This is a genomic window from Streptomyces ruber (genome assembly GCF_014648075.1).
GTDB lineage: Bacteria > Actinomycetota > Actinomycetes > Streptomycetales > Streptomycetaceae > Streptomyces > Streptomyces ruber.
In genome coordinates this window covers 457,404-470,150 of sequence record NZ_BMQK01000004.1, presented here as the reverse complement: position 1 = coordinate 470,150, position 12,747 = coordinate 457,404, and the positions used below count along the sequence as shown (strand labels likewise).

Genomic DNA, 12,747 nt, shown 5'->3' with positions numbered 1-12,747 from the left:
ACGGAAAGGAAATTCGCCGGCAGTGCGGCACGGGCGCCCGCGGCGCTCACCGGGCCGTCAACGGCGCACGTGACCGTCCCCGGTGACGATGTACTTGGTGCTCGTCAGCTCCGGCAGCCCCATCGGGCCGCGGGCGTGCAGCTTCTGCGTGGAGATGCCGATCTCGGCGCCGAAACCGAACTGGCCGCCGTCCGTGAAGCGGGTGGAGGCGTTCACCGCGACCGTCGTCGAGTCCACCAACTGGGTGAAACGGCGGGCGGCCGCCTGCGAGGTCGTCACGATCGCCTCGGTGTGCCCGGAGCTCCACAGCCGGATGTGCTCCACGGCCGCCTCGAGCGAGTCGACGACGGCCGCGGCGATGTCGTACGACAGGTACTCGGTCTCCCAGTCCTCGGTGGTCGCCTCGACGACCGTGGCCCGGCTCTCCTTGGCGTGCTCCAGCACCCGCTCGTCGCCGTGCACGGTCACCCCGGCCCCGGCCAGCGCGTCCAGGGCGCGCGGCAGGAACGCGGCGGCGATGTCCTGGTGGACCAGCAGCGTCTCGGCGGCGTTGCACACGCTCACCCGGTGGGCCTTGGAGTTGACCAGGATGTCGACCGCCGTGTCCAGGTCGGCCTGCGCGTCGACGTAGACGTGGCAGTTGCCGGTGCCGGTCTCGATGACCGGGACGGTGGACTCCTCGACGACCGTACGGATGAGGGAGGCACCGCCGCGCGGGATCAGCACGTCGACGAGGCCGCGGGCGCGCATCAGCTCCCGTACGGACTCCCGGTTCTCGCCCGGGACGAGCTGGACCGCGTCGGCGGGCAGCCCGGCGCCGCCGACCGCGTCGCGGATCACCCGGACCAGCGCGGTGTTGGAGGCGTACGCGGAGGACGAGCCGCGCAGCAGCACCGCGTTCCCGGACTTCAGGCAGAGGGCGGCGGCGTCCACGGTCACGTTCGGCCGGGCCTCGTAGATGATGCCGACGACGCCGAGCGGCACGCGGACCTGGCGCAGGTCGATGCCGTTGGGGAGGGTGGAGCCGCGGACGACCTCGCCGACCGGGTCCGGGAGCGCTACGACGTCCCGTACGTCGGAGGCGATGGCGCGCACCCGCTCCGGTGTCAGCGTGAGCCGGTCGACGATCGCCTCGTCGGTGCCGGCCTGGCGGGCCCGCTCGACGTCCTGGGCGTTGGCCTCGACGATCTCGCTCGTACGGACTTCCAGGGCGTCCGCGATCGCCAGCAGCGCGTCGTCCTTGACGGCGCGCGGCAGCGGCGCGATGTCGGCGGCGGCCGCCCTGGCCCGGTAGGCGGCCTGGATGACCGGGGACACGGAGTCGTACGGCGAGAGCGTGGTCATGGGGGAAGGGTAGTGCGCGGGGCGGGCCGGTCACTGGTCGTCCCACTGCGCGAGACACGACGGTCACGCTGTGCGAAGGCCCCAGGGAGCCGGGAACCGTCAGAAGGGGTGCACGCCCACCGGAGCCGCCGGGAGCGGTCCGCAGCCCTCCGCGACGCGCTGGTGGTAGGTCTCGCGGTCGATGACCTCCAGGCCGACGATCTCCCAGGGCGGGAGCCGGGCGCTCTGCCGGTGCTCGCCCCACAGGCGCAGCGCGACGGCGGCCGCGTCGTGCAGGTCGCGGGCCTCTTCCCAGTAGCGGATCTCGGCGTGGTCGTTGGCGTAGCGGCTGGTCAGCAGGAAGGGGTGGTCGTGGGCGAGCTGTTCGAGTCCGCGCCGCACCTCCTTCAGCGGGGCCTCGCCGCCCGAGACGCTGAGCGTCACGTGCCACAGCCGGGCGGCGTCGTCCGGTTCCCGCCGGCCGGTCCCGCCGGAGGTCCGTCCCTCGTGGACGGCGTCGGCCCGGACGCTGGTGAGGGCGCGCTCCTCGCCGGCCGTGCGGGAGCTGCCGCCGGCGCGGGACGCCGCCGCCCCATGGCGCACTCGTCTCACGACGTCCTCCTTCTCGCAATGGTCGTGCAATTTCGCTGACACAAAGTTGAGCAGGCGGACCGGCTTCGCGGGGCGGTTTTACGGAACGTCCACCGCCGGAAGCCGGGAAGACGCCGGGAATCGTAGTTTTGCGGGCTCGAACGGTCAGGGACGCAGCAGAACGAGGTCATCGCGGTGTACGACCTCTCGTTCGTAGGCGGAACCGAGCTCGCGCGCCAGTTCTCGCGTCGAGCGGCCGATCAGCCGGGGGATCTCCTTGGCGTCGTAGTTCACCAGCCCCCGGGCCACCGCGCGTCCCCCGCCGTCGCGCAGTTCCACGGGGTCGCCCGCGGAGAAGGCGCCCTCGACCGACGCGATGCCCGCCGGCAGCAGCGACTTGCGTCCCTCGACGACCGCGCGCACGGCCCCGTCGTCGAGGGTGATCGCGCCCTGCGGGGCGGAGGCGTGCTGGAGCCACAGCAGACGGTCCGCGGAGCGCTTGCCCGTGGGGTGGAAGTAGGTGCCGGTGTCACGCCCCGAGAGGGCGTCCGCCGCGTGGCTCGCGCTGGTCAGCACCACCGGGATGCCGGCGGCCGCCGCGATCCCGGCGGCCTCGACCTTGGTCACCATGCCGCCGGTGCCGACGCCGGCCCGGCCCGCGCTGCCGATCTCGACGTGGGCGAGGTCCCCGGGCCCCCGCACCTCGGCGATCCGCGACGTGCCCGGCCTGCTGGGGTCGCCGTCGTACACGCCGTCCACGTCGGACAGCAGGACCAGCAGATCGGCATGGACCAGATGGGCGACGAGCGCGGCGAGCCGGTCGTTGTCGCCGAAGCGGATCTCGTCGGTGGCGACGGTGTCGTTCTCGTTGACGATCGGCAGGGCGCCCATCGCGAGGAGCTTGTCGAGGGTGCGGGAGGCGTTGCGGTGGTGGGCGCGGCGGCTCATGTCGTCGGAGGTCAGCAGCACCTGGCCGACCCGGACGCCGTAGCGGGCGAGGGAGGCGGTGTAGCGGGCCACCAGCAGGCCCTGGCCGACGCTCGCGGCCGCCTGCTGCCGGGCGAGGTCCCGGGGGCGCCGGCGCAGGCCCAGCGGCGCGAGCCCGGCGGCGATGGCACCGGAGGAGACGAGCACGACCTCCTTGCCACCTGCTTCGCGCACCTTGACGAGGACGTCCACGAGGGCGTCCACCCGGTCCGCGTCGAGTCCTCCGGAAGCCGTGGTCAACGACGACGAGCCGACCTTCACCACGATCCTGCGGGCCGCCACGACCCCGCCCCGTCCCTGCGTGTCCGCTGCCCCTGACACCTCTAGCGCGTCCTCACTCGTCTCGGCCCGGCGGGCCGGACGAACCGGCGCTCCACCTTTGCGTTCGTTCCGTCAATCTACGTCAGCGCGGTGCGCCGTGCCGCGGTGTCCGGCCCCCGGACGGCCGGAACGGCCGGGGCCGGCGGCCCGCGCGGGGCGGCCGGGACGTGGCGGAAAGAAGCCGGAGCGGAACGGGCGGACCGGCCCCGCCACAGCACGCCCACAGATTTTTCCTCTACTGTCTGCCACGCGACCGCAGTCCCGGTGACGAAGATCACTCCGAAATTGTCATCGGGACGGGCAACCATCTACGGTCTGTGGTCATCCGCGGCGCAGAGGCGCGCCTGGAGCCCATGAGACGCGCCTGGAGCTGCGGTCGGCCGCCCCACACGGTCCCCCCAAGTCCGCTCTGCCGTCAGGAGCCCAGCTAGTGCCCTCTGCCGGATCCGTGTCCCGTCGCGCGGTGCAGCTGACCTCGCTGCTCGTGATGACCGTGGCCTACGCCGCCCAGCTGCTGGGCGCCCTGGTGCCGCACGTCCCCCTCTTCGTCGCCGGGTCCGCGGTGGGTCTCGCCCTCGATCTGCTCCTCCAGCACCGCCAGCCGGGGCTGCTGTCCCTGCTGGCCAAGGTGCGCTTCGACGTGACGGTGCGGCAGCTGCTGCGGGACATGCTGGTCCTGGTGGGGCTGCTGCGGATCGACGGCATCGACCCGCTGAGCGGGCACGCGCCCCTGCTGGTCGGCCTGTGCGCCCTGTACGCGCTGCACTTCGTCTGCCAGGCCGTGGCCGTGCTGGTGCGCCGCACCCGGACCCTGCCGATCGTCACCCGGAACATCGACGCCTCCGCGCTGCGCCTGAGCACCGCCCCGCCGCGGCTGCTGGCCCGCCGCCAGGGTCACCGGCTGCTGACCTTCTCGCTGCCCGCCACCGCCGGCCTGCTGGTCACCGCCGTCACGGACGACGTGCTCTGGGGCGCCCTCGGGATCGGCGCGGCGCTGGTGCCGGCGCTGGGCGGTACGGCGTACCTGGCGACCTGGCTGCTGCCCCGGAAGCGGGCGGTGGGCGAGCGCCAGGTGATCGAGTGGTTCGACCGGTGGCTGGCCGACTACCGGCCGACCGTCGCCATGTACTTCTCCGGCGGCACGACGTCGGCGTACCAGGCCAACATGTGGCTGTCCACGCTGTCCCAGCTGGACGGCAGGCCGCTGATCGTGCTGCGTGAGCGCTTCATGATGCAGAAGATCGACGCGACCGACGTGCCGATCGTCTGCTTCCCGAAGGTCACCACGATGTTCTCCCTGGAGAACTCGACGCTGAGGACGATGCTGCACCCGGCGAACGCCGCGAAGACCTCGCAGGTGCTGCGCATCCCCACGATCAAGCACGCGTTCATCAACCACGGCGAGAGCGACAAGCTGTCGTCCTGCAACCCGTACGCGAAGGCCTACGACGAGGTGTGGGTCGCGGGGCCGGCCGCCCGCGAGCGGTACGCGCTCGCCGACGTCGGCGTCGAGGACAAGGATGTCGTCGAGGTCGGCCGCCCGCAGCTCGCCCCGATCCGCCCCTACTCGGGCGCGCCGACGGGCCCGTACACGACCGTCCTGTACGCCCCCACCTGGGAGGGGTGGGACGGCAACCCGGGCAACACCTCGGTGGTCCTGGCGGGTGAGAACGTCGTGCGCGGGCTGCTCGCCGACGAGCGCGTGCGCCTGCTGTACAAGCCGCACCCGCTGACCGGCTCCGTCGACCCGCGCGCGGGTGCCGCCAACGAGCGGATCAAGGCGATGATCCGTGAGGCCAACGCCCGCCGCTCCGGTGGCCGGCCGGGTCCGGAGGCCGCCGCCGAGCTGGCCCGGCGCACGGCCGAGCTGGACGAGCTGACGTCGGCGTCCTTCCGCCCCGGCGCGGACGAGATGGAGCGGATGCTGCTCCAGGGCGCTCCGCGCGGCGACCGGGAGGCGGCCATCGCGGAGGCCACGGCCGCCTGGGACAAGGCGTACTGGGCTTCCTTCCCGGAGTGGGAGCACCAGATCATCACGGACGCCCGGCCCGCGATCTTCGCCTGTTTCAACCAGGCCGACCTGCTGATCAGCGATGTCTCGTCGGTGGTCTCCGACTGGCTGTCCAGCGAGAAGCCGTACGCCGTCGCCAACACCTCCGGTCTGAGCGAGGAGGAGTTCCGGGCGGGCTTCCCGACCGTGTCGGCGGGAGTGATCCTCAGCCCCTCGGCCGAGGAGGTGCCGGCTCTGCTGGACTCGGTCCGCCATGTGGAGCGGGACCGGCTCGCCGCGGCCCGCGCCGAGCTCAAGAAGCACCTGCTGGGTCCGTCCGACCCGCCGTCGCTGGTCCGCTTCGACCGGGCCGTCGCCGCGCTGGGCGCGAAGGCCGAGGAACGGCGTGTCCGCATGAACGCCCGCCTCCTCCCGGAGATGCCGGCGCAGCGGGAGGGCACGGCGCAGGCGCGGGCCCGGGACGCCGCCGAGGAGGCCGGGCAGGAGCCCGGGGAGGACCAGGAGCCGTCCGACCCGGTGCAGGCGCCGGACGGGCCGGACCCGGTGGTGAACGCCTGACCCGGTGTACGGGCTCAGGCGGTGCCGGCCTCCGGGTGGCGCAGGCACCAGCCGGCCCAGGCCGAGGCGACCATGTCGCGCACGTCGTACCGCGCGGTCCAGCCGAGTTCCTTGGCGATCAGCTCGGCCGAGGCGACCACCCGGGCCGGGTCGCCGGGCCTGCGGTCCACCGTGCGGGGCGCGAGACCGCTGTGGCCGGTGACGGAACGGATGACGTCGATCAGCTCGGCGACCGAGACGCCCTCGCCCCGGCCGATGTTCAGCACCAGCGCGGCCGAGGGGTCGGCGTCGAGCCGGCGGACCGCCGCGACGTGCGCGGAGGCGACGTCCCCGACGTGCACGTAGTCCCGGACGCAGGTGCCGTCGGGCGTCGGGTAGTCGGCGCCGAAGATCTGCGGCTGCTCGTGCGCCGTGAGCTTCTCGAACACCATGGGGATGACGTTGAACACGCCCGCGTCGCCCAGCTCCGGCGAGGCGGCCCCGGCCACGTTGAAGTAGCGCAGGCAGGCGGTGGCCATGCCGTGCGCCCGGCCGACCGCGCGGACCAGCCACTCGCCGGCGAGCTTGGTCTCGCCGTACGGGCTCATGGGGGCGCAGGGGGTCTCCTCGGTGACCAGCTCGGTGTCGGTCATGCCGTACACGGCGGCCGAGGAGGAGAACAGGAAGCGGCCGACACCGGCGTCGACGGCCGCCTCCAGCACCGTACGCAGGCCGTCGACGTTCTCGCGGTAGTAGCGCAGCGGCTGCTCGACCGACTCGCCGACCTGCTTCTTCGCCGCGACGTGCACGATGCCGGTCACGTCGTGCTCCCGCAGGGCGGCGTCCAGCACCGCGCGGTCGAGCACGCTCCCGTTCACCAGCGGGACGTCCGCGGGCACCCGGGATACGTCCCCGGTGGACAGGTCGTCCAGCACCACGACCGACTGGCCGGCGGCCCGCATCTCCCGTACGACGTGCGCGCCGATGTAGCCGGCGCCTCCCGTGACCATCCACGTCGTCATGCGTCACTGCTCCCCTGCGCGTTTGCGTCGACTGACCGGCGCCACCCTACGTCCACCGCGCCGCCCGCCCGGCCACGCCCGGCATTTTGGCACGTATCCGCGGTTCCTGGGCGCTTCGTGGGTGTTCGGGCGGTGAGGTTGACCGCGGCGCCCCGCGCCTGACAACCATAGGACGGATGAGATTGTCTTATCCGTTACCCAGAGTTTTCCCCACGGACATGTCCAGCGTGCCCCGGGCTTCGGGTCGCCGTCCGCGCAGGGAGTCTCCACGACGTGTCCCGCCCGTTCCCGCAAGCGATCCAGAGGTGGCCGTGTCCGTGCCCGCCAACAACGACACACCGGACATCAGCGTCGTCGTCATCGTCTACAACGACGCGGACCGGCTTCCCACGGCCGTGCGGTCCGTGCTCGGCCAGACGTTGCGCAACGTCGAGGTCGTCATCGCCGACGACTGCTCCACCGACGGCTCCTACGACGTGGCCCGCGCCCTCGCCGCCTCCTCGGACCGGGTCCGTACCGTCCGGCTGCCCGAGAACAGCGGCGGCTGCGGAGAGCCGCGCAACCAGGGCGTGGCCGTGGCCCGCGGCCGCTACGTGATGTTCCTGGACAGCGACGACACGCTGGAGCCCGACGCCTGCCGCAACATGCTGGACGCGGCCGAGCGCACCGGGGCCGACCTGGTCTCCGGGCTGTGCCTGCGGGTGCACACCGACAACCGCCACGGCAAGACGGCCCGCTGGTACCCCTGGCTCTACGAGCGGACCCGCACCCTGGACTCCATCACCGAACTGCCGGACCTGATGGTCTACGACACCCTGTCGACCAACAAGTGCTACCGGCGCGAGTTCCTGCTCGACGAAGGGCTCACCTTTCCCCGCGGCATCCACTACGAGGACCTGCTCTTCTCCGCCGAGGCGTATCTGGCGGCCGCCCGGATCACCCTGATCCCCCACACGGTCTACCACTGGAACGTCGTGGAGAAGGCCGAGGAGAAGTCGATCAGCAACCGGCGGCACGAGATACGCAACTTCGCGGACCGCGTGGAGATCCACCGCCGCATCGACGCCCTCCTCGCCCGGCTCGGCCACGACGACCTGAAGCTGCACAAGGACATCAAGTTCCTCAAGCACGACCTGGTGCTCTACCTGCGTCAACTGCCGTTCCTGGACCTGGAGTTCCGCACGCTCTTCGCGGAGCTGGCGCGGGGCTACATCCAGGACTTCCCGCAGGAGGCGTACGAGTCGCTGGCCCCGGTGCACCGGATCTGCGCCTATCTGCTGCTGCAGGAGGACTGGAAGAACCTCACGCCCGCGATCGACAGCCTGATCAACGGCAAGAAGGTGTCCACGCCGCTCGCCGTGCGCGACGGCCGCGTCCACTGGTGCGCCGAACACCTCGACGACCCGCTCGCCCGCGAGATCCTGGACGTCACCGACCTCGGCCACCACGACAGGCCGCTGGACCGGCTGTTCCTGCGCAACCGGCTGACCCGCTACACCGAGCGGCCGGCCGGGGCCGTCCTGGAGGGCAGCCTCGTCAACCCGCTCGGCGTCATCCCCCCGGACGCCGCCCTCGGGGCCGAGCTGGAGTTCCGGGCCCGCCGGCGCAGCCTGCAGACCTTCCGCTTCCCGGTGCAGGCGCTCCGCCACGACGGCACGCACCTCACGTGGCGGGCCGTGGTGCCGCTGGCCCGCAGGCTGCGTCCGCTGGGCATCGTGGACGAGGTGTGGGACGTCCGGATGCACGTGACCGCGGACGGCAGGCGCACCACCAGCCGTCTCACCGTCGCCGACACCGACCTCTCCGGCACCGGTTCGATCACCGTGCGGCCCCGGCTCGGCCGGGTCGTGGCCGACCGGATCAGACCGCACGTGTCGGCCAAGGGGCATCTGGCGTTCCGGCTCGACCAGCACGGCAGGATCGCAACACGGACCCGGGCCATGGTCGGCCGCAACCTGCAGAGCCCGCCGGCCAGGGCGGCCAAGACCGCCGTCCGCAAGGCCCGCAGGATCCGCAAGGACCTAAACTCCGGGCCCACGAAGATCCGGGGCTACCACCGCATGGTGCGGCTCCTCCCGGTCCGCAAGGGCACCGTGGTCTTCGAGAGCCACCTCGGCAGGCAGTACAGCGACAGTCCCCGGGCCATCCACGAGGAACTGCGCCGCCGCGGCACGCCGGTCACCGCGATCTGGTCCTACGCCGGGACCCGCCCCGAGGGCTTCCCCGACGACGTACGGCTGGTGCGCCGCTGGTCCTGGCCGTACCTCCGGGCGCTGGCGCAGGCCGAGTTCTGGATCGACAACCAGGGCTTCCCGCTGAAGCTGGCCAAGCGGCCCGGGACCACCTACATACAGACCTGGCACGGCTCGGCCCTCAAGCGCATGGGCTTCGACGAGCCGGGCCTGCGCATGCTGCCGGAGCACGAACAGCGCGCCTACCAGGCCGCCCTGGACCGGTTCGACCACTTCGTGGTCCGCGGCGAGCACGACGTGCGCACGCTGGCCCGGGCGTACCGCATCCCCGAGGAGAAGCTGCTGCGCACCGGCTACCCGCGCAACGACGCCCTGGTGCGGGCGCGCGACGCCAAGACCCCCGATCCGGCGGCCGAGGAGCTGGCCGGGCGGCTGGGCGTCCGCCGCGACCGGCCGGTGCTGCTGTACGCGCCGACCTTCCGCTCCCAGGAGGGCGGCGGCGTCGCGCAGTTCAGCTTCCCGTTCGACGTGGAGGCGTTCGCGGACCGCTTCGGCGACCGGTACACCCTGCTCGTCCGCACGCACTACCTCAACAGCGTCAGCCTGCCGCCCTCGGTGGCCGGCCGGGTCGTCAACGTCAGCGCGGAGCCGGACATCACCCCCGTACTGCTGCTCGCGGACGCACTGATCACCGACTACTCCTCGGTGATGTTCGACTACTCCCTCCTGCAACGCCCGATGATCTTCTTCGCCCACGACTGGGAGGAGTACGCGCAGGACACCCGCGGCACCTACTTCGACCTGCCGGGCCAGGCGCCCGGGCCCGTGGTCCACACCGCGGAGGAGCTGTTCGACACGCTCTCCGACCTCGGCGCCGTCGGCCGCGAACACGCCGTGCGCCTCAAGGAGTTCATGGACCGGTACGGAGAACACGACCACGGCGACGCGGCCGCGCGCATCGCGGACCGCTTCTTCGGCCCCGCCGGCCCCGCAGGAGCAGCCCGATGAGCACGACGAGCACGACCGGCACGACGGCACAGCGCGACATCTTCTTCGTGGCCAACGAGGTCGACGAACTCGGCGGGGTGGCCCGCTGGCAGACACAGATGGCGACGCTGCTCGCCGAGCGCGGCCACCGGGTGACCGTCGTCGGCATCGCGCCGGCCGGGGTGCCCATGGACCTGGGCGACGCCCCGCCGTTCCGGACGGTGACCCTGCACGCCGTCCGGCCGCCGGGACGGTGGCGGCCGAGGACCCTGCGCGACCGGGCCGACCTCGCGGCACGCCGCCGCGAGGCCGCGCGCGAGGCGTCGGTGCGGCAGGCGGTCGAGCGGCTGTCCGCGATGTTCCGGCAGGCCCGGCCCGGCGCCGTGATCGTGGTGACCCAGGTGTGGGCGATGGAGTGGGTCGCACGGGCCGACACCGCGGGCCACCCGGTCATCGGCATGAGCCACGAGAGCTTCGAGTCCTCCCGCAGGTCGTCCCGGTTCGGCCGCGTCCAGAAGTACTACAAGGACGTGGACCGCCTGCTGCTGCTCACCCAGGAGGACGCCGACCTGTGGGTCGGCAGGGGGCTCAACAACGTCGGCGTCATGCCCAACCCGCTGCCGTTCGTACCGGACACCGCGTCGCCGCTGACCGAGAAGGTGGTGTGCAGCATCGGCCGGCTCGAGTACGCGAAGGGCGTGGACATGCTGCTGGACGCGTGGGCCGAGGTCGCGCCCGGCCACCCCGGCTGGCGGCTGCGCCTCTACGGCACCGGTCCCGACGAGGCGGAACTGAGGCGACAGTGCACCCGGCTGGGCCTCATCAGCTCGGTGGAATGGGCGGGCCGGACCGACGACGTGCCCGGCGCCCTGCACGGCTCCTCGGTCTTCGTGCAGTCCTCGCGCGGCGAGGGTTTCCCGCTGGTCCTGCTGGAGGCGATGGCCACCGGAGTGCCGTGCGCTGCCTTCGACTGCGCCCCGGGCGTCCGCGAGATCGTCCAGGACGGCGTCGACGGACTGCTGGCCCGTCCCGGCGACATCACCGACCTGGCCGGGCAGCTCGGCCGGCTGATGTCGGACACGGAGCTGCGGGAGACCATGGGCCGTCGCGCCCGGGAGAACGTCCAGCGGTACTCGCCGAAGGCCGTCACCGACCGCTGGGAGGAGCTGTTCGCGTTCCTGGAGCGCTGAGCGGCCGCGCGGTAACGGGTGGGGGGCGCCGCACACGACTGTGTGCGGCGCCCCCCACCGTTCACGCGGACAGCGGCCCGGTCACGGTCACGGTCACGGTCACTCGAACGGGTCGAAGCCCCGGTACGCCTGCTCCGCCTCGTCGCGCTCCGCCTCGCGGTCCCTGCGGCGCTGGGCCGCGGGCCGCGGGGCCTCGAAGCGGTGGTCCTCGCCGCGCCGGCCGAGCATCTCCGCGCCGGCCATGACCGAGGGCTCCCAGTCGAAGACGACGGCGTTCTCCTCCGGACCGATGGCGACGCCGTCGCCGCCGCGGGCGCCCGCCTTCATCAGCTCCTCCTCGACACCGAGGCGGTTCAGCCGGTCGGCGAGGTAGCCCACGGCCTCGTCGTTGTTGAAGTCGGTCTGGCGCACCCAGCGCTCCGGCTTCTCGCCGCGCACGCGGAACAAGCCGTCGTCCTCGCGGACCACGGTGAATCCCGCGTCGTCGACCGCCTTCGGGCGGATGACGATCCGGGTCGCCTCCTCCTTCGGCCTGGCCGCGCGTGCCGTGGCCACCAGGTCGGCGAGCGCGAACGACAGCTCCTTCAGCCCGGTGTGCGCGACCGCCGACACCTCGAAGACCCGGTAGCCCCGCGCCTCCAGGTCCGGCCGCACCATCTCGGCGAGGTCCTTGCCGTCCGGCACGTCGATCTTGTTGAGGACGACGATGCGCGGGCGGTCGCCGAGCCCGCCGTAGCTCTTCAGCTCCTCCTCGATGACGTCGAGGTCGGAGACGGGGTCGCGGTCGGACTCCAGCGTCGCCGTGTCCAGTACGTGCACGAGCACGCTGCAGCGCTCCACGTGCCGCAGGAACTCCAGGCCGAGGCCCCGGCCCTGGCTGGCGCCCGGGATGAGGCCCGGCACGTCGGCGACCGTGAAGACGGTGGAGCCCGCGGTGACCACGCCCAGGTTCGGCACGAGCGTCGTGAACGGGTAGTCCGCGATCTTCGGCTTGGCGGCGGAGAGCACGGAGATCAGCGAGGACTTGCCGGCGCTGGGGTAGCCCACCAGCGCGACGTCGGCCACGGTCTTCAGCTCCAGGACGACGTCCTGGACGTCGCCCGGCACGCCGAGCAGGGCGAAGCCGGGGGCCTTGCGCCGGGCGGAGGCCAGCGCCGCGTTCCCGAGGCCGCCGCGGCCGCCCTCCGCGGCCACGTACGAGGTGCCGTGGCCGACGAGGTCCGCGAGGACGTTGCCCGCCTTGTCCAGCACGACGGTCCCGTCCGGCACGGGGAGGATCAGGTCCTGCCCGTCCTTGCCGGAGCGGTTGCCGCCCTCGCCGGGCTTGCCGTTGGTGGCCTTGCGGTGCGGGGAGTGGTGGTAGTCGAGCAGCGTGGTGACCGACTGGTCGACGACCAGGATCACGTCGCCGCCACGGCCGCCGTTGCCCCCGTCGGGGCCGCCCAGCGGCTTGAACTTCTCCCGGTGCACGGAGGCACAGCCGTGGCCTCCGTTACCCGCGGCGACATGGAGCTCGACGCGGTCCACGAAGGTGGTCATGTGAGGTGCCTCCAGCACGTTCGGTGAGTTACGGGGTTACGGGTCCA

General features: G+C 72.5%; 8 protein-coding genes. 3 read left to right on the top strand and 5 right to left on the bottom strand.

Features of this window, described 5'->3' with window-relative positions; all coding sequences use genetic code 11:
- Positions 1–57: 57 nt before the first annotated feature.
- The 3 genes from IEZ04_RS13405 to proB form a co-directional block, all read right to left on the bottom strand.
- A complete protein-coding gene (locus tag IEZ04_RS13405) occupies positions 58–1,344 on the bottom strand; it encodes a glutamate-5-semialdehyde dehydrogenase (RefSeq protein WP_189217011.1) in 1,287 nt (428 codons plus the stop codon).
- Positions 1,345–1,443: 99 nt separating this feature from the next.
- Complete coding sequence (locus tag IEZ04_RS13400; RefSeq protein ID WP_189217158.1) at positions 1,444–1,926, bottom strand: DUF8830 family protein; 483 nt, start codon at positions 1,924–1,926, stop codon at positions 1,444–1,446.
- Positions 1,927–2,079: 153 nt separating this feature from the next.
- Positions 2,080–3,222 carry a glutamate 5-kinase gene (proB, locus tag IEZ04_RS13395; RefSeq protein WP_189217010.1) on the bottom strand — a complete coding sequence of 381 codons (1,143 nt, stop codon included), beginning with the start codon at positions 3,220–3,222 and terminating at the stop codon, positions 2,080–2,082.
- A 430-nt stretch (positions 3,223–3,652) separates the two neighbouring features.
- Here proB and IEZ04_RS13390 point away from each other — a divergent pair, with 430 nt between their 5' ends.
- Positions 3,653–5,791 (top strand): hypothetical protein, encoded by a 2,139-nt coding sequence (locus tag IEZ04_RS13390; protein ID WP_189217009.1) that lies wholly within the window; start codon positions 3,653–3,655, stop codon positions 5,789–5,791.
- 14 nt (positions 5,792–5,805) lie between these two features.
- Here the strand turns inward: IEZ04_RS13390 and galE are convergent, their stop codons facing one another.
- Positions 5,806–6,792 carry a UDP-glucose 4-epimerase GalE gene (galE, locus tag IEZ04_RS13385; protein WP_189217008.1) on the bottom strand — a complete coding sequence of 329 codons (987 nt, stop codon included), beginning with the start codon at positions 6,790–6,792 and terminating at the stop codon, positions 5,806–5,808.
- Positions 6,793–7,109: 317 nt separating this feature from the next.
- Between galE and IEZ04_RS13380 the strand changes: the two genes are divergently transcribed.
- Both IEZ04_RS13380 and IEZ04_RS13375 read left to right on the top strand, forming a co-directional pair.
- Positions 7,110–9,992 carry a bifunctional glycosyltransferase/CDP-glycerol:glycerophosphate glycerophosphotransferase gene (locus IEZ04_RS13380; protein ID WP_229821017.1) on the top strand — a complete coding sequence of 961 codons (2,883 nt, stop codon included), beginning with the start codon at positions 7,110–7,112 and terminating at the stop codon, positions 9,990–9,992.
- Positions 9,989–11,161, top strand: a complete 1,173-nt coding sequence (locus IEZ04_RS13375) for a glycosyltransferase family 4 protein (RefSeq protein WP_189217006.1) — start codon at positions 9,989–9,991, stop codon at positions 11,159–11,161. Before IEZ04_RS13380 ends, IEZ04_RS13375 begins: the two co-directional genes overlap by 4 nt.
- 99 nt (positions 11,162–11,260) lie before the next feature.
- On the opposite strand, the gene obgE is transcribed toward IEZ04_RS13375, so the two are convergent.
- Entirely contained in the window at positions 11,261–12,700 is a 1,440-nt protein-coding gene (gene obgE / locus IEZ04_RS13370) for a GTPase ObgE (RefSeq protein ID WP_189217005.1), read from the bottom strand.
- Positions 12,701–12,747: the final 47 nt, after the last annotated feature.

Excerpts from the sequence above, each read along its gene's own strand:
- galE (WP_189217008.1), bottom strand. The coding sequence starts at position 6,792 with ATGACGACGTGGATGGTCACGGGAGGCGCCGGCTACATCGGCGCGCAC.
- IEZ04_RS13375 (WP_189217006.1), top strand. The coding sequence starts at position 9,989 with ATGAGCACGACGAGCACGACCGGCACGACGGCACAGCGCGACATCTTC.
- obgE (WP_189217005.1), bottom strand. The coding sequence starts at position 12,700 with ATGACCACCTTCGTGGACCGCGTCGAGCTCCATGTCGCCGCGGGTAAC.
- IEZ04_RS13405 (WP_189217011.1), bottom strand. The coding sequence starts at position 1,344 with ATGACCACGCTCTCGCCGTACGACTCCGTGTCCCCGGTCATCCAGGCC.